The sequence below is a fragment of the Qipengyuania gaetbuli genome, assembly GCF_009827315.1.
GTDB classification, from domain to species: domain Bacteria; phylum Pseudomonadota; class Alphaproteobacteria; order Sphingomonadales; family Sphingomonadaceae; genus Qipengyuania; species Qipengyuania gaetbuli.
This window is the reverse complement of sequence record NZ_WTYF01000004.1, coordinates 901,237-917,152: the sequence shown is the minus strand read 5'-3', so window position 1 is coordinate 917,152 and position 15,916 is coordinate 901,237. Positions and strand designations below refer to the sequence as shown.

The 15,916-nt window shown below is 63.8% G+C and carries 14 protein-coding genes; 10 read left to right on the top strand and 4 right to left on the bottom strand.

The features are described from left to right. Window positions 1-45 precede the first annotated feature (45 nt). Entirely contained in the window at window positions 46-825 is a 780-nt protein-coding gene (locus GRI42_RS06855) for a tyrosine-protein phosphatase (RefSeq protein ID WP_160607561.1), read from the top strand. A 65-nt stretch (window positions 826-890) separates the two neighbouring features. Next, the gene (gene trxB, locus GRI42_RS06850; RefSeq protein WP_160607560.1) at window positions 891-1,856 is read left to right on the top strand and encodes a thioredoxin-disulfide reductase; all 966 of its coding nucleotides are present in this window, start codon (window positions 891-893) and stop codon (window positions 1,854-1,856) included. 24 nt (window positions 1,857-1,880) lie between these two features. Here trxB and GRI42_RS06845 read toward each other — a convergent pair whose 3' ends face one another. From GRI42_RS06845 to GRI42_RS06835, 3 genes are read right to left on the bottom strand one after another with little or no spacing between them, the layout of a single operon-like run. Continuing rightward, on the bottom strand, window positions 1,881-2,333 hold the full coding sequence (locus tag GRI42_RS06845) for an MAPEG family protein (protein ID WP_160607559.1): 453 nt from the start codon (window positions 2,331-2,333) through the stop codon (window positions 1,881-1,883). A gap of 11 nt (window positions 2,334-2,344) precedes the next feature. Continuing rightward, window positions 2,345-2,776 carry an MAPEG family protein gene (locus tag GRI42_RS06840; protein WP_160607558.1) on the bottom strand — a complete coding sequence of 144 codons (432 nt, stop codon included), beginning with the start codon at window positions 2,774-2,776 and terminating at the stop codon, window positions 2,345-2,347. 55 nt (window positions 2,777-2,831) lie between these two features. Continuing rightward, a complete protein-coding gene (locus tag GRI42_RS06835; RefSeq protein WP_160607557.1) occupies window positions 2,832-3,827 on the bottom strand; it encodes a threonine ammonia-lyase in 996 nt (331 codons plus the stop codon). A gap of 204 nt (window positions 3,828-4,031) precedes the next feature. On the opposite strand from GRI42_RS06835, the gene GRI42_RS06830 reads away from it, so the two are divergent. The 5 genes from GRI42_RS06830 to GRI42_RS06810 all read left to right on the top strand — a co-directional run bounded on the left by GRI42_RS06830 (window position 4,032) and on the right by GRI42_RS06810 (window position 9,077). After that, window positions 4,032-5,243: a saccharopine dehydrogenase family protein gene (locus GRI42_RS06830; protein WP_160607556.1), complete on the top strand. Its 1,212-nt coding sequence runs from the start codon at window positions 4,032-4,034 to the stop codon at window positions 5,241-5,243. A 190-nt stretch (window positions 5,244-5,433) separates the two neighbouring features. Further along, entirely contained in the window at window positions 5,434-6,129 is a 696-nt protein-coding gene (locus GRI42_RS06825) for a hypothetical protein (RefSeq protein ID WP_160607555.1), read from the top strand. A gap of 11 nt (window positions 6,130-6,140) precedes the next feature. Beyond that, window positions 6,141-6,773: a hypothetical protein gene (locus GRI42_RS06820; protein ID WP_160607554.1), complete on the top strand. Its 633-nt coding sequence runs from the start codon at window positions 6,141-6,143 to the stop codon at window positions 6,771-6,773. 104 nt (window positions 6,774-6,877) lie between these two features. Next, window positions 6,878-7,858, top strand: coding sequence for a peptidyl-alpha-hydroxyglycine alpha-amidating lyase family protein (locus GRI42_RS06815; protein WP_160607553.1), 981 nt, complete (start codon window positions 6,878-6,880; stop codon window positions 7,856-7,858). 40 nt (window positions 7,859-7,898) lie between these two features. Next, complete coding sequence (locus GRI42_RS06810; RefSeq protein WP_160607552.1) at window positions 7,899-9,077, top strand: carboxynorspermidine decarboxylase; 1,179 nt, start codon at window positions 7,899-7,901, stop codon at window positions 9,075-9,077. Between the two features lie 87 nt (window positions 9,078-9,164). On the opposite strand, the gene GRI42_RS06805 is transcribed toward GRI42_RS06810, so the two are convergent. After that, the gene (locus tag GRI42_RS06805; protein WP_160607551.1) at window positions 9,165-9,722 is read right to left on the bottom strand and encodes a hypothetical protein; all 558 of its coding nucleotides are present in this window, start codon (window positions 9,720-9,722) and stop codon (window positions 9,165-9,167) included. A 446-nt stretch (window positions 9,723-10,168) separates the two neighbouring features. On the opposite strand from GRI42_RS06805, the gene GRI42_RS06800 reads away from it, so the two are divergent. The 3 genes from GRI42_RS06800 (at window position 10,169) to GRI42_RS06790 (ending at window position 15,913) form a co-directional block, all read left to right on the top strand. Continuing rightward, window positions 10,169-11,443 (top strand): surface lipoprotein assembly modifier, encoded by a 1,275-nt coding sequence (locus tag GRI42_RS06800; RefSeq protein WP_234033887.1) that lies wholly within the window; start codon window positions 10,169-10,171, stop codon window positions 11,441-11,443. A gap of 36 nt (window positions 11,444-11,479) precedes the next feature. Then, window positions 11,480-14,197, top strand: a complete 2,718-nt coding sequence (locus GRI42_RS06795) for a transferrin-binding protein-like solute binding protein (protein WP_160607550.1) — start codon at window positions 11,480-11,482, stop codon at window positions 14,195-14,197. Window positions 14,198-14,284: 87 nt separating this feature from the next. Then, on the top strand, window positions 14,285-15,913 hold the full coding sequence (locus GRI42_RS06790) for a lysine--tRNA ligase (protein ID WP_160607549.1): 1,629 nt from the start codon (window positions 14,285-14,287) through the stop codon (window positions 15,911-15,913). The last annotated feature ends 3 nt before the right edge of the window (window positions 15,914-15,916 follow it).

The window sequence follows — 15,916 nt, the reverse complement described above, 5'->3', positions numbered from 1 at the left end:
TAGCCCGCATTGCGAGGCGGGCCTGCGCCTGCCACACCCGCCGGCATGATTCGCGATCCTTTCATCAGCACCGACGGCATTCACAACTTCCGCGACTACGGCGGGTGGGTGACCGGCGAGGGTGCGCGGGTGAAGACCGGCCTGCTGTGGCGTTCGGGCCAGCACGTGGATGCGAGCGATGGCGACCTGCGGGCGATCGCAGAACTCCATATCCGCACCGTCATCGACCTTCGCGGCGAGAGCGAGCGTGACCGCCATCCCTGCCGCCGGGTGGAAGGCTTTGACGGCGAGGTCGTGTTTTACGAGGGCGAAACCAGCTCGAGCCCGCCGCACATGGATGTCGACGAACACACGACCACGGCCGAATTCGCCCGCCAGCGGATGATGGCAGTCTACACGCGCATGCCGCGCAACCCGGCCATGATCGACATGTTCGGCCGCTATTTGCGCGTCCTTGCAGAACGGGAAGGGGCAAGCCTTGTGCATTGCTTCGCGGGCAAGGATCGTACGGGCGTCGCCGCCATGCTTCTCCTGCATATCCTGGGTGTCGACAGGGACCGGCAGATGGCCGAATTCCTGCGCACTAACGAGGCACCCAGCATGGAGGTGCTTGCCGCCCAATCCGTGCCAGGCATCGAGGAAAGGCTCGGCCGTAAGCTCGACGATGCCGCGGTCAGGGCGCTGCTCGGGGTGCATGAGGACTACCTTCACACCTTCTGGCGAGAGGTCGAAGCGGATCACGGCTCGCTCGATGCCTTCATCACCGGCGTCTTAGGTGTGGATGAGCCTGTGCGTGAACGCCTCCGCATCGCGTACCTGGCGTGACTCCGGGGCCATCACTCCCCATATAGCGCCTTCGATTTCTACCCAGACCAACCAGAGACTGAACCATGGCTACCCACCGCACCAAGATGCTCATCATCGGCTCCGGCCCTGCCGGCTATTCTGCCGCCATCTACGGCGCGCGCGCGATGATGGAGCCGATCGTGGTGCAGGGTCTCCAGCCCGGCGGCCAGCTGACGATCACCACCGATGTCGAGAACTACCCCGGCTTCCGCGACGTCATCCAGGGCCCCTGGCTCATGGAAGAGATGAAGGCGCAGGCCGAGCATGTCGGCACGCGCATGATGTGGGATACGATCGTCGAAGTGGACCTTGCCAACGGTTCGCCCTTCCGCGCGATCGGTGACAGCGGCGACGAATACATCGGCGACGTGCTCGTCATCGCCACGGGGGCCCAGGCCAAGTGGCTCGGCGTGCCGGGCGAGATGGAACTGGGCGGCAAGGGCGTATCGGCCTGTGCGACTTGCGACGGGTTCTTCTACCGCGGCAAGAAGGTTGCGGTGATTGGCGGCGGCAACACCGCGGTCGAGGAAGCGCTCTACCTTACGAACCATTCCGACGACGTTACGCTGATCCACCGCCGCGACGAGCTGCGGGCGGAGAAGATCCTGCAGGACCGCTTGCTCAACCACCCCAAAATCTCGGTCCTGTGGAACAAGACGGTCGAGAGCTTCGAAGCAGGCGAGAACGGCGCTCTGTCGTACCTGCGGCTCCGCGATACGGTGACGGGCGAGGACAGCAACTTCTCCTGTGACGGGGCCTTTGTCGCCATCGGCCATGCGCCGGCGACCGAACTGTTCAAGGGCAAGCTGCCGATGGACGATAGTGGCTACCTTGTCGTCGAGCCGGGCACGCCCAAGACCTCGATCCCCGGCGTCTTCGCAGCTGGCGACGTAATGGATCACACCTATCGCCAGGCAGTAACTGCAGCCGGAACGGGCTGCATGGCGGCGCTCGATGCGGAACGCTTCCTCGCCACGCTGGAAGTCGCGGAGCGCGAAGCGGCGGAGTAAGCCCCGCCGCCCCGCTTTCCGGCGTCAGAAGTGGATGTCGAAGGTGACGATGGCGGCGTGGAAGATCAGCGCCATCAGCACCACGCTCGACAGGGCGAACAGCACGAAGCGCACCAGCACCCTGTTGCTCGTCGCCTGGACGAGCGAGTGGATGATGCGCAGCCCGACGTAAATCCACGCCAGCAGTGCGTTCATCCCGTCGCCCCAGCCGGTAATCGCCAGCACCAGCGCGACCGCGTAGAACACGGTGGGCGCCTCGTGCAGGTGGTTGTAGTTGTCGGCCTTCCAATTGACCTTGTCCGGCAGTTCGGCGCGCAATCCTGCACCGGTGGAGCCAACCATGTTCGCCGGGTCGAGCTTGGGATTGCGGCTCATCGCCGGAATGCGGGTGGCGTACATCCAGATCCACATCACCATGGTCCAGGCAAGCAGGATCACGACGGGCTGGAGGATGGGCGAATGGGCGATATCCATCATGCTTCTCCCGATCAGGCGAAGAGGGTGAGCACGAGCGCGCGATAGGCGAGGTAGAGCAGCGCCAGCGTCGATGCGATGAACAGCATGAAGCGCACCGACACCACGTTGACGGTTGCCTGCCAGATCGAGTGGATGACCCTGAGGCCCACGTAGATCCATGCCGCAGTCACGTCACCGGCGGCGGCTCCCATCAGCGCGATGATCATGGTCACCGCGTAGAACAGTGTCGGCTGTTCCATCAGGTGGGCGTAGTTGTGCGATTTCCACTGGACCTTGTCCGGAACGACGCCTTCGAGGTCCTGTCCGCGACCGCCCGGCTTGGCGTTGGCGAGGTCCATCCCGCTCTTCTTCATGGCGGGAAAGCGCGTAAACGCCGTCCAGAACAGCATTGCCAGCGACCATACGACGAGCACCGCAGCCGGTGCGAGCATTTGAGCCTGCATCAGTGAAACTCCCTCCCTGTAAGGCCGCCAGAGGTGCTTTGCCTGCTGCCGGTTGTCAATCGCCACCTATAGTGGCGGCAAAGCTGGCGGCATCGGTATTGCCGCCCGTCACCATGATGACCGTGTCCTCATCCACCGGCACTTTGCCCGACAGCGCTGCTGCCAGCGCTGCCGCGCCGCCCGGTTCGACCACGAGGTTGAGCTTTGCAAAGGCGAAGCGCTGGGCTGCGCGCACTTCCTTGTCGGTGACGGCAACGCCGGGCTCTGCGCGTCCTTGCAGCACGGCTAGGTTGATCGTCTTCGTCGCATCGGGCTGCAGCGCATCGCAGATGGTGGAGGGCGGGTTCGGCCCCGCCCGCACGATCTCTCCTGCTGCCAGCGAGCGGCCGACCATGTCCCAGCCTTCCGGCTCGACCACGTGGATCGCGCTGTCCGGGCAGGCGAGGGCGAGCCCCGCTGCAAGCCCCCCGCCGCCGCAGCACACGACCAAACGCGAAGGCGCATGGCCGAGCTGCGTCTCGATTTCCACGCCTGCGCTGCCCTGTCCCTCGATCACCCACGGATCGCCAAAAGCGTGCACCAGCACGCTGCCGCGTTCCGCCACGAGCTTGGCGGCTACTTCATCGCGGTCTTCGCCGGGGCGTTCGTAGAGCACAACTTCGGCCCCCAGCGCGCGGGTCGCTTCCAGTTTCACCTTGGGCGCATTGCGCGGCATCACGATGGTCGCGGAAATCCCCAGCCGACGCGCCGCCCAGGCAACGCCCTGCGCATGGTTGCCGGACGACACGGCGACCACGCCGCGCTCCCGCTCTTCCTCGGTAAGGTTGGACAGGCGCCACCAGCCGCCCCTGATCTTGAAGGCGCCGACGGGTTGCAGGCTCTCTGCTTTCACATGGGCCATGACGCCCCCGATCTCGACCGGCAGCAGCGGCGCCGGCGGCAGGATCGCGGCGATGGATTGGGCGGCTGCCAGCACGCCTTCACGGGTCGGTTCGCGCTGCTCGGTCAAAGTCGGATACTCCCTCGGCGTGGCATACAGGATGGAACACATGGAACACGGTCCTGGAGAAGAAAAGCGGGTGCCTGCGCAAAGCGGTGCATCATCGCGGGCGGGGCAGGATTTCGCGGTTTCACCATGGCGCGACTATCGCTGCGCCGCACGCGGTAGGAAACAGGTTTCGCGGATCGTTTGGCGCATCACGGGCATTGCGTTAGAGGGCGCGCGAGAATCGAATTCATCCAAGAGGTTTCCATCATGTCGACAGTACTGGTCATCGGGGCAGGCGGCGTAAGCTCGGTCTGCGTTCACAAGATGGCGATGAACAAGGATATCTTCACCGATATCCACCTGGCCAGCCGCACCAAGAGCAAGTGCGATGCGATCGCCGCCTCGGTGAAGGACCGCACGGGCGTCGACGTGGCGACCTACGAGATCGATGCCGAGGAAGTGCCGGCAATGGTGAACCTGATCCGCAAGGTGCAGCCCAGCCTCGTCGTGAACCTCGCGCTGCCGTACCAGGACCTGCCGATCATGGACGCCTGTCTCGAGGCGGGTGTGTCCTATCTCGACACGGCGAACTACGAGCCCAAGGACGAGGCCAAGTTCGAATACCACTGGCAGTGGGCCTATCACGACCGCTTCAAGGAAGCTGGACTGATGGCGTTGCTGGGTTCGGGCTTCGATCCGGGTGTCACATCCGTTTTCACCATGTGGCTGAAGAAGCACAAGCTGAAGACCATCCGCCAGCTCGACATCCTTGACTGCAACGGCGGCGACCACGGCCAGGCCTTTGCCACCAACTTCAATCCCGAAATCAACATCCGCGAAGTGACCGCGCCCGCGCGTCACTGGGAAAACGGTGATTTCGTCGAAACCCCGGCGATGGCGAAGAAGGTCGAATTCGACTTCGAAGGCGTCGGGCCGAAGAACATGTACATGATGTATCACGAGGAGCTGGAAAGCCTCGCCAAGTTCAATCCGGAGATGGAGCGCGCGCGCTTCTGGATGACCTTCGGCGATGAATACATCAAGCACCTGACCGTGCTGCAGAACGTCGGCATGACTCGGATCGATCCGATCAAGTACAAGGGCAAGGAAATCATCCCGCTGCAGTTCCTTGCCGCCGTCCTGCCCAAGCCCGAAACGCTGGGCGAAACGACCAAGGGCAACACCAATATCGGTGTCATCGCCACCGGCGAGGCGCTCGACGGATCGGGCGAGAAGACCTTCTACATCAACAATATCTGCAGCCACGAAGCGGCTTACGAGGAAACCGGCAACCAGGCGGTGTCCTATACAACCGGTGTACCCGCCATGATCGGTTCGGCCATGATGGTCACCGGCAAGTGGGCCGGCGACGGCGTGTTCAACATGGAAGAAATGGACCCCGATCCGTTCATGGACATGCTCAACGCCCATGGTCTGCCGTGGCAGGTAAAGGAACTGGACGGACCGGTCGATTTCTAGCCCTATCCGTATTTCCGGAACTTAACCCAAGTTAAAGCCGGCGTATCCTTGCGGTCACGCCGGCTTTTTTCTGCCCCGAATACTCGCGTGAATACGATTGACCGGATTTGGCGAATATATATACCTGCGCGCGTCTAACAGGGACACCGGGACGGAATAATTCGCCCGGTCTAGAGGGGTACGTATTTCCATGAAAGAATCGATTGCAGCCCTCGGGCTGCTGAGCCTTGGCGCCTGCGCGTCGCCCTATGTCGGCACGCCCTACACTGCGCCCGCCGTTCCGGTGACTTCGGTCGGTATCGTCGACGACACGCTTCCCGATGAAGCGATCGCTTACGAAGCGGCCTCCACCATGGGCAACTTCGGCCTGCTCGGTGCGCTGATTGACGCCGGTGTGCAGGATTCGCGCAAGGACCGCGTGAACGAAGCGCTCGCCAGCGTGAACCACACGCCCGAAGCCACTTTCGAAGCCCACCTGATCGGCGCGCTTGCCGATGCCGGCATCAAGGGCGCGATGCTCCAGGGTCCGGACCGCGAAAAGCGCGCTTTCCTTGAAAAATATCCGGCGGCACCCGCCGGTACGCAGGCTCTGATCGACTTCAACGTGACCGGCTACGGCTATGTCAACGCCGGTAACCAGCTGTGGCGTCCGACCGTCGCGGCCGACGTGAAGATGATCGATGCAGCGACCGGCAAGACGCTGATGGAAAACCGCATCGTCTACAATCCGGTCGACGCGCAGGCAGGCATCGTCACGCTCGCGCCGAACCCGGAATTCGTGTTCCAGAACCGCGAGGACATGATCTCGCAGCCCGAACGTCTCGCCGAAGGTATCGACGATGCGCTCAAGCAGGTTGCAGACGCCGCTGTCCGCCTAATGAAGTAAGGGAGGCCGCGATGCGGACCAAACTGCTTCTTCTTGCAGCAGCTTCGGCCATGCTGGCCGGCTGTGCGACCACGGTGCCGAGCTATCCGGCAACGCTGTCGTTCGACCGGGCGGACTGCGTGACTACGCCGGAAACGGTGACGGCAGTCAGCCTGACGCCGGACAAGGACAAGAAGATCTGGGTGCTTGACAGCCAGCTCTCCGCGTCGGGTCCGTGCCTCGAACGCAACGGCGTTTCCGCGCCCTATATGGTCTTTGCCCTGCCGGATGACGGCAGGACCAAGATGGTGGAACTGGGTGCGGGGCTGGAACTGGCCCGCGTGCTCTCGCCGCGGGTGGTGCTGCTCGATGCCGAAGGCGCGGAAACCCGTGCCTTCACGCGCGACCAGTACATGTTCCGTCCGGGCCTCCTGTCGGTACAGTTCGTGCCGCAGGAGAACGAGCGTTACGCGCTAGTGACGGTCGATCCCGAACCCATCGGGCAGAGCCACGACACCATCGTGGCCGGTACGTCGGTCACCACCATCTACACCGGTTTCGGTGCGTCCAACTGGCGCAGCGGGCACGAGGCGATGATGTCGCGCGGTTTCTCCTACGAGGGAGCCGTGCGGGCGCTGGTCTACCGGGCGGACGAAGAGAAGTAATCCTTTTCGCCAGGGCAAAAGGGGGCGGGGCGGCGAAGGCCGTTCCCGCCCTTCTTCGTGTTCGGGCTTGCGGCAGGGCGGCAGGCGCGTAATCCTCCCCTCCCATGAGGGGATTTCACGTTATCATCGGCGCCGCGTTGCTGGCGTCCTGCAGCAGCGCCCCGCGCGAGGAAGCGCCGCGGGCCGAGGTGGATGCCGACTGGCCGGTGGTTCCGGCCGATGTGGTGTTCGGCCAGCCGAGCGCGGTCGATATCGACAGCCACGGCCATGTCTTCGTCCTCCACCGCGCGGGCCGCGAATGGGAAGAACCTTTCACCACCGAGCCGATCGCCGAGGACGCGGTCTTCATGTTCTCGCAGGACGGGCAGTTGCTGGCGCGCTGGGGCGCGGGGCAGTTCATCATGCCGCACGGCCTGTCGGTGGATGCAGAGGATGACATCTGGATCACCGATGTCGCGCGCGAGCAGGTGCTGCGCTTCTCGCACGACGGCGAGGAAGAGCTGGTCATGGGCGTGCGCGGCGAAAGCGGGGAGGATGGCAATCACTTCGGACGGCCCGCCGACATCGCTTTCCTCGGTGACAGGGTGCTTGTCGCAGACGGTTATGTGAACACCCGCCTCGCGCTGTTCGACCGCGAGGGCAAGTACCTCGGCGAATGGGGCGGTCCGGGAGAGGATGCGGGCGAACTCGACCTGCCCCACGCGGTCTCCACCGATGGCGAGCTGGTCTATGTCGCGGATCGCGAGAATGCGCGGATTTCCGTCTTCTCGACCGAAGGCGAACCGCTCGGCCAGTGGCGCGGGCTGGAGCGCGGCCATACCTACAGCGTCAAACCGCTCGGCGGGGGCTGGGTGCTGGCGGTGGAAGGGCGCGACATGCTCGACCGCACCGGCGCCATGGTCCGCGTCTACCGGCCCGACGGCACGGTGGAGCGCAGCTTCGACCTCGCGCTGGAGGGCGAGGGTGCGAGCCTCGGCCACGACATCGCGCTCGACAGTGCGGGGCGCGCCTACATGATCGACGTTTACGGCAACCGCGTGATCCGTTTCGGTGTGGATGCGCCTGCGGGCGGAGCGAGCGACTAGCCTCTTCCCCTCGGCCCCTGCGCACCCTAAGTCGCGCCCCATGGAAACCAAAGCCGGCGATCCGGGGGCCCTTGCCCATTTCGACCTCTCCCGCGTGGACAGCCCCGCATTCGTGGTGGATGCGGCCAAGCTGCGCGCCAATTGCCAGGTGCTCGCCGACATCCGCGATGCCGCCGACATCAAGGTGCTCGCCGCGCTGAAGGCATTCTCCATGTGGGCCACCGCGCCCATCATCGGCGAGTATCTCGACGGCGTGTGCACCTCGGGCCTGTGGGAAGCGCGGCTAGCTAGCGAATTCTACGACGGCGAGATCGCCACCTATTCCGCCGCCTACAAGCCGGAGGAACTGGAAGAGGTCTGCCGCCTGTCCGACCACGTCATCTTCAATTCCCCCGGCCAGCTCGAACGCGCCTCGCTGATCCTCGAAGCGGCGCGCGCGGCGGGGCAGAGCTTCGACGTGGGCTTGCGCATCAATCCGCAGCATCCCACCGGCGAAGTGCCGCGCTACGATCCCTCCAGCCCCGGCAGCCGGCTCGGCTTTCCGATCGACCAGCTGACGCCCGAGATCATGGAGCATGTCGACGGCATCCACTTTCACAATCTGTGCGAACAGGATTTCGAGCCGCTGCATGAGACCTGGGACAAGGTGTTCGACGCGATCGAGCCGTGGTTCGGGCAGCTCAAGTGGATCAACATGGGCGGCGGCCACCACATCACACGCGCCGACTACCAGCGCGAGGAACTCGTCGAGTTCCTGCGTGACGCCAAGGAAGACACGGGCGCGGAAATCTATTTAGAACCGGGCGAGGCGGTGGCGCTGGATGCCGGCATCCTCGTCGGCACGATCCTCGACACCGGATACAACGGCCTGCCGGTCGCGGTGGCGGACATTTCCGCCACCTGCCACATGCCCGACGTGATCGAGGCGCCCTATCGCCCGGCCATGCTTGGCGAGGCGACCGACCAAGAGACGCCCGAAGTGCGCATCGGCGGCCCTTCGTGCCTCGCAGGCGACGTGATCGGCGACTACCGCATCCCGGGCGGCGCGGAGATCGGCAAGCGCTTCGCCTTCCTCGACCAGGCGCATTATTCGATGGTCAAGACCAACACCTTCAATGGCGTGCAGCTGCCCAGTATCTGGCTGTGGGACAGCGACACCGACCAGCTCGAGCTGGTGAAGGAGTTCGGCTACGAGACCTTCCGCGACCGGCTGAGCTGAGGGACTGCCGCCGGACGGCAGGATTCAGTGGAAACACATCGGCGCACGAATATCTGGTTTTGGGTGGTTAGCGGACATATGATGTGACTATGTCTGCCACCAATTCCGTTCTTCTTGGACGATCCATTCGTCACCATCTCTGATCAACTCGATTTCCCCCGCCCAGCCATGGACGCTGGATGAGTTTTCAACGTAGACGACGGATCTGTCGCCCTGAATGATGGGATTGCCAATGCGCAGCACGCCACTTGGGCAAAAGGATAGAGTTGCGTCCCAACGAAGATGTTCGGGTAGCACGTCGCCAGGGATGTTTTGGCGCGAGTGCGACTCCTCCCAACGATCGCTGTAGATCGCGAAATCAGGTGGCGGCTCGCCCGCTTTCCATTCGGTGCGTTCAAAATCATCGTCGGTGCCTGCGGTCTCACGAGCAACGCAAAGCCGATAATCGAGAAACCTATCCAGCCAGCTGGCTTCGTCGGGATATTCAGCAACGAACTCGCGGTGCTGCGTCGCTACATCGGGCTGTGCGATCAGAACGGCGCGGACTATTTTCTCGTGATCTCGCGAAACGCCTTGCTCTGCTCCAGCGTCGGAACAGGCACTCACAAATATCAATGCAATCGTGAGAAAAAATTGGCGCGACATCGCGTTAGACTAACGGTTCCACGAACGTCTGCAATCGGGTCGCTAGCGGAATGTCCGCAATTCGCTCCGCTCATGCGATAGCAGACCCTGTCCTACACCGAGCCGTGGGCTTTCTCTCACCAGATGGCCAGTGCACGGACTTTGACCGAATTCCTCCGCGCGGCAGTGCGTTGCACGCCTTTGGCCGTTTTAGCAGCAAGACCCTGTGCGATTTTTCCCATCCTGCGAGAGCCCGGTACTTCGGTCGGTGAGATGCCTGCATCAAATATTACCACGCGAAGCCTTTCTCAAAGGCGGGTCTGGTTGATGTAAAACTGCATCAATCCCGCCGATTATGTGCAGGATAAACGAATATGTTCGGTGATAGCCACGCGCCCCGCTAATTGCAGCGCGTGCGTCGCGTCTTTCTTCTTGGTCCGGTCCTGTCCTGCCTTGTCGGTGCGCCCTTGCACGCACAAGACGCCGTCGCCGGTGCGCAAAGCGTCGAGCTGACCAATGCCGAACTCTTCGCCGTGGCCGACGCCGCGCGCGATCGCGGCGAACTGGACCTTGCCGCGCAGGCCTACGAGGCACTGGCGGAGAATGAGGAAGGCCCGCTGAAACGCGAAGCGCTGTTCCGCCTCGCCATGCTGCGCGCGGACCTGCAGCAGCGCTATGCGGATGCCGCCGTCCTGTTCCGCCAGATCCTCGACGAAGAACCCGGCAATGCACGCGTCCGCATCGAACTGGCGCGGATGCAGGCCATGATGGGCAACCTTGGCGAAGCGAGCCGCGAATTGCGTGCGGCGCAGGCAGCCGGCCTGCCGCCCGAGGTAGAGCAGATGGTGCGCTTCTATGCGCAGGCGCTCACCGCGCAGCGACCGTTCGGCGCCAGCTTCCGTGTCGCGCTGGCGCCCGACAGCAATATCAACCGCGCCACGCGTTCCGACACGCTCGATACGATCCTGGGCGATTTCACTCTCGACGAGGATGCGCAGGAAACCTCCGGCGTCGGCCTGTCGCTGCAGGGGCAGCTGTTCGGCAAGGTCGGGATCGACAGGCGGTCCGACCTGCTGCTGCGCCTGTCGGCGAGCGGCGATGTCTACAGGGAAAGCCAGTTCGACGATTACATCGTCGCCCTGCAGGCAGGACCGCAATACCGGCTGTGGGGCGGAACGCTGGATGTGGCCGCCACCGCGTCGCACCGCTGGTTCGGGCAGGAAAGCTATTCGCTGACTGTCGGGGCGACCGCCGATTACCGTCTGCCGGTTTCAGACACCGCGCAGCTGCGCGTTTCCGCCACGGTCACGGACAATGACAACCGCCGCAACGATCTGCAGGACGGCACGCGGCTGGCGCTGCGGAGCGGTGTGGACCTCGCGCTCGATGCGCGCAGCGGGCTGGGCGCGAACCTGATGGCGGTGCGTACCGGCGCGCGCGATCCGGGATATGCCAATGTCACGGGCGGTATCGACGGATACCTCTACCGCGAATTCGGCTCGGTCACCGCCGTGCTCGATCTGGGCTATTCGCACCTCGAGGCGGACCGGCGACTACTGCTGTTTCCCGAGCGGCGCGTAGACGACCGCTTCTCGGTTGCTTTGTCCGGAACGCTGAGGACTTTGCGCCTCGGGAACTTCGCGCCGGTCGTTAAGGTCGAATACGAAAAAAATCTTTCAACCGTCGGTATATATAAATACAATCGTCTTGCCGGAGAGATCGGAGTCGCTGCGGCGTTTTAGGGTCACGCTTCGGCGTCTTGGGGGCATAACCAAATCATGAAGTCGACTGTTGTTGCGAAGGCCTCTTCGGCCTCCGCCCTTGCGCTTGCCATGTCTCTTGCAGCTTGCGGTGGAGGGTCGAGCCCGCCGCGTAGCACGCCTCCGCCGACCGGGACGCCGTCGCCTTCGCCGACACCCACCCCGACACCTACGCCTACACCGTCGCCGACGCCTACACCGTCGCCGACCCCCACTCCGACGCCTACGCCGACACCTACTCCCACGCCCACGCCCACGCCGACGCCCACTCCGCCGCCCACCACTGCGAATGCGGACCTTCTCGGGCCGCTGAAGTCGGAGACGTTCCAGGGCGTTTCGTCGCGTATCGCTGCCAATTTCAACGCGAGCGGCACCACCGGCACGGCGACGACCGGGACCACGGCCACCATCGCCTTCAACGAGACGACGAGCAGCTATTCGCTCGTCACGCCGACCGGCACGATCACCTTCTCGCCGAGCGATATCGACACCGCGCAGTCAAGCGCCGGAGCGGTGGTCTACATCAAGCGGTCAGGCGACCGGACCGACTCGCTCACGCTGACGCGGCCGGGCACTTCGGGCCCGCTCACTTACCGCTATGTCGGCAGCGCCTTCTGGCAGCGCACCGATATCGGCACCACCACCGCTTCGGGCTCGATCGATGCCTTCGTATACGGCATCCCGACCAAGGACGCGGACGTGCCGCGCACCGGCTCGGCCAATTACGACATCGACCTGATCGGGGCGATGACCGATTTCAGCGCCATCCGCGGCCTTGCCGGCGGGGGCACGGCCTCGGTCGATTTCGGGTCCGGCAACATCATCATCATCGGCAAGATGGACCTGATCGCTGATGGCAGGTCGATCGAGACGATCGACTTCTCCAGCAATGCCACCCTGTCCTCTTCCGCCAACAGCTTCTCGGGCGATTTCGTCTTCACCCAGTTCCAGCATTTCAACGGAACATTGCAGGGCAAGCTGTTTGGTCCGGCAGGCGAGGAAATCGGCGCGTCCTGGTCCGCCAGCGATTCGACCGGACGTGTAGCGACGGGCACCATCATGGGCCGCCGCGGCGCAGCCGACACCAGCAACGGCACCTTCGCCACGCCGCTGACCAAGAGCGAGACGTTCTCGACCACCGAAGCGGTCATGACGTTCAAGTTCGACAACCAGCTCGGCTCGAATTTCGAGAGGGGTGACTTCCGCGACATCGCGGTCACGAACGGTCCGTTCACGATCCGCTACGATGCCGACACGAACCGCTACATCTACCGGGGCGACGGTCTGGCCGAGACCTATGATGCGAACATCGCGCAGTTCATCAACCTCGGAGCGACCAAGCAGGTCGAATTCAGCCGGTCGGCCACGGAAAACCAGATCCTGGGCAATGCGTTCAACTATGTCGCGTCGAATTACCTGCTGGTACGCGAAGGTGACAATTTCCGCCTGAACGCCTTCATCTTCGGTTTCCCGACCGTCTTCAACGACATCCCGACCACCGGCACCGCGAGCTACCTCGTGCGCGTGGACGGGCAGGCGGCCGACAATGCCTATCGCAACCCGATGGTGATTTCCGGCACCGGCGAACTGCTGGTGGAATTCGGCACCGGCAAGCTGACGGCCAACGTTCCCATCAATTACGCCGAATGGGCGACCGCCTCGGGCATCTTCTCCGAAACCGCGACGGGCAACTGGATCTGGGACGGCCAGATCGCTGCCGGCCGCAACGAGTTCAACGGGACGGTCACGATGACCGGGATCGGCGACTATACCGGCAGCGGCAAGGGCCAGTTCTTCGGCCCCGGCGCACGCGAGCTGGGCGGCAGCTTCACTGCGACCCGCGATGCCGACGGCATGGCGATCGGCACGTTCAAGGGCGTGCTCGACCCGGCCAAGATCCCGCCGCCGGCAGGCTCCATCGCCAGCCTGACGACGCGCACATCGCTTACCGCGGTGGACGATTCCAAGACATCGGATGTCGGGGCGATCACAGGCATCGTCTACGATCCCGCGACCAAGGGTTATATCCTCAGCTTCGCAAACTTCCCGGACGTAACGCTGGACGATACGACCGCGGATTCGCGCAACAACGAAGCCGACAGATTCTTCAACTATTCGCAGACCTTGCAGGATTCCACCGGCACCTTCCGCGATTGGGTGAGCCAGGTGAACAACGCACAGGGCACCAACCCGCTGGTGGCACTGACCTATTCGAATTTCGGCCGGGTGTTCTTCACCTCGCGTGCGGTCTCCGGCAGCGCAGGGTGGGACTACAACGTATTCTCTACCGGCCTGCCGACGAGGGACATGCCGACCACCGGCACGGCGTCCTATACCGGCGCGACGATGGGTTACATCCAGGTCGATCGCGATACGACGACCGGCGGCAACCTGATATACCTTTACTACGGCACCGTCGGGTTGAACGCCGACTTCGGACGAGGATCGATCACCGCCAATTTCGCCGATTTCAACGGCAACCTCTCCCTGCAGGAGAACGGCAGCGGTGCGCCGATGAACCGGATCTTCGAAGGCTTCACCCTTGGCGGCCTCATCACCGGCTCGACCTTCGCCGGGCAGGAACAGCAGGGCGACTGGCTGCGGCGGATGAACGGTGCCTTCTACGGACCCGGCGCTGCCGAGGCAGGCGGGACGTTCCGCGCCGAACGCGGCAACCCGTCGGGTACCGGTGAAGTCATCCGCATCGACGGCAGCTTCGGGGCAGGGAAGGACTAGGGGCACTACGCCCATCCTTCCTGCCTCCGGGCAGCCCACAACACTTCGCACTTGCGAAAGCGCGCGCCAGCGGCAAGAGGGTGCGCCATGAGCATGAACGATCTGATCGCCGCCGCGCGCGTGTCCAAGGCCTGGCCGTTCCAGGAGGCGCAGCGCCTGCTCAAACGCTATCCCGACGGCACCAAGCCCGACGGCAGCCCCGTGCTGTTCGAAACCGGCTACGGCCCCAGCGGCCTGCCGCATATCGGCACGTTCCAGGAAGTGCTGCGCACCACGCTGGTGCGCCGCGCTTTCGAGGCGATGATCGGTGCGAAGCCGGAAGACGGCAAGACGCGCCTCGTCGCCTTTTCCGACGACATGGACGGCCTGCGCAAGGTGCCCGACAACGTCCCCAACCAGGCGCTGCTCGAGGCGAATTTGCACCTGCCGCTGTCCCGCGTGCCCGACCCGTTCGAAAAGGGCCACGAAAGCTTCGCTGCGCACAACAACGCCAAGCTGCGCGAGTTCCTCGACCGCTTCGGCTTCCAGTACGAATTCATCGCCGCGAACGACATGTACAATTCCGGGCGCTTCGACGATGCGTTGCGGCAGGTCTTGCGCAAGAACCAGGCGATCCTCGACATCATGCTGCCTACGCTGCGCGAAGAGCGGCGGCAGACCTATTCGCCGGTCCTGCCGATCAGCCCGTTGACGGGCCGCGTGCTGCAAGTCCCGGTAGAGGTGGTCGATGCCGAAGCCGGCACCATCCGCTTCACCGACGAAGACGGCAGCACGGTCGAACAGTCTGCGCTTGGCGGCATGTCCAAGCTGCAGTGGAAGGTCGACTGGGCGATGCGCTGGTACGCCCTGGGCGTCGATTACGAGATGTACGGCAAGGACCTGACCGACAGCGGCGTGCAGTCGGGCAAGATCGTGCAGGTGCTCGGCGGTCGCAAGCCGGAAGGCCTGATCTACGAGATGTTCCTCGACCAGAACGGCGAGAAGATTTCCAAGTCCAAGGGCAACGGCCTGTCGATCGAGGAATGGCTGCAATACGGCAGCGAGGAGAGCCTCGGCTTCTACATCTTCCCCAATCCCAAGAGCGCCAAGCAGCTGCACGTGGGCGTGATCCCGCGCGCGGTCGACGATTACTGGCAGTTCCGCGAGCGATTGAGCGAACAGGACCTCGACAAGCAGCTCGGCAATCCGGTGTGGCACCTGCTGCGCGCCAATGGCGGGTTCGACGCGGAAGAGGCTCCCGGCGGCGGCGACAGCCTGCCGGTGACCTATGGCCTGCTGCTGAACCTCGCCAGCGTGCTGGGCGCGGAAGCGACTGTCCCGAACCTGCGCGAATATCTCGAAAGCTATATCGGTGAGGGCAAGGTGACGTCCGAACTGGAAGTGCTGATCGAGACGGCGGTGAACTACACGCGAGACTACATCGCGCCGACGCTGGAAAAGCGCGCTCCGGCAGCGAACGAGGCTGCGGCGCTGAAGACGCTCGACGCCTATCTCGCCACGGCCGATGCCGATACCAGCGCGGAAGATCTGCAGACCGAAGTCTACGAGATCGGCAAGCGCGAGGAATTCGGGTTCGAGAACCTGCGCGACTGGTTCAAGGCGCTCTACCAGACGCTGCTCGGCAGCGACCAGGGGCCGCGCATGGGCAGCTTCATCGCCCTCTACGGGATCGAAAACAGCCGCAAGCTCATCGCCGAGGCGCTCGCGCGCGGCTGACCC

Coding starts and splice junctions, on each gene's coding strand:
- GRI42_RS06855 (WP_160607561.1), top strand. CDS start 46: ATGATTCGCGATCCTTTCATCAGCACCGACGGCATTCACAACTTCCGC.
- trxB (WP_160607560.1), top strand. CDS start 891: ATGGCTACCCACCGCACCAAGATGCTCATCATCGGCTCCGGCCCTGCC.
- GRI42_RS06845 (WP_160607559.1), bottom strand. CDS start 2,333: ATGATGGATATCGCCCATTCGCCCATCCTCCAGCCCGTCGTGATCCTG.
- GRI42_RS06840 (WP_160607558.1), bottom strand. CDS start 2,776: ATGCAGGCTCAAATGCTCGCACCGGCTGCGGTGCTCGTCGTATGGTCG.
- GRI42_RS06835 (WP_160607557.1), bottom strand. CDS start 3,827: ATGTGTTCCATCCTGTATGCCACGCCGAGGGAGTATCCGACTTTGACC.
- GRI42_RS06830 (WP_160607556.1), top strand. CDS start 4,032: ATGTCGACAGTACTGGTCATCGGGGCAGGCGGCGTAAGCTCGGTCTGC.
- GRI42_RS06825 (WP_160607555.1), top strand. CDS start 5,434: ATGAAAGAATCGATTGCAGCCCTCGGGCTGCTGAGCCTTGGCGCCTGC.
- GRI42_RS06820 (WP_160607554.1), top strand. CDS start 6,141: ATGCGGACCAAACTGCTTCTTCTTGCAGCAGCTTCGGCCATGCTGGCC.
- GRI42_RS06815 (WP_160607553.1), top strand. CDS start 6,878: ATGAGGGGATTTCACGTTATCATCGGCGCCGCGTTGCTGGCGTCCTGC.
- GRI42_RS06810 (WP_160607552.1), top strand. CDS start 7,899: ATGGAAACCAAAGCCGGCGATCCGGGGGCCCTTGCCCATTTCGACCTC.
- GRI42_RS06805 (WP_160607551.1), bottom strand. CDS start 9,722: ATGTCGCGCCAATTTTTTCTCACGATTGCATTGATATTTGTGAGTGCC.
- GRI42_RS06795 (WP_160607550.1), top strand. CDS start 11,480: ATGAAGTCGACTGTTGTTGCGAAGGCCTCTTCGGCCTCCGCCCTTGCG.
- GRI42_RS06790 (WP_160607549.1), top strand. CDS start 14,285: ATGAGCATGAACGATCTGATCGCCGCCGCGCGCGTGTCCAAGGCCTGG.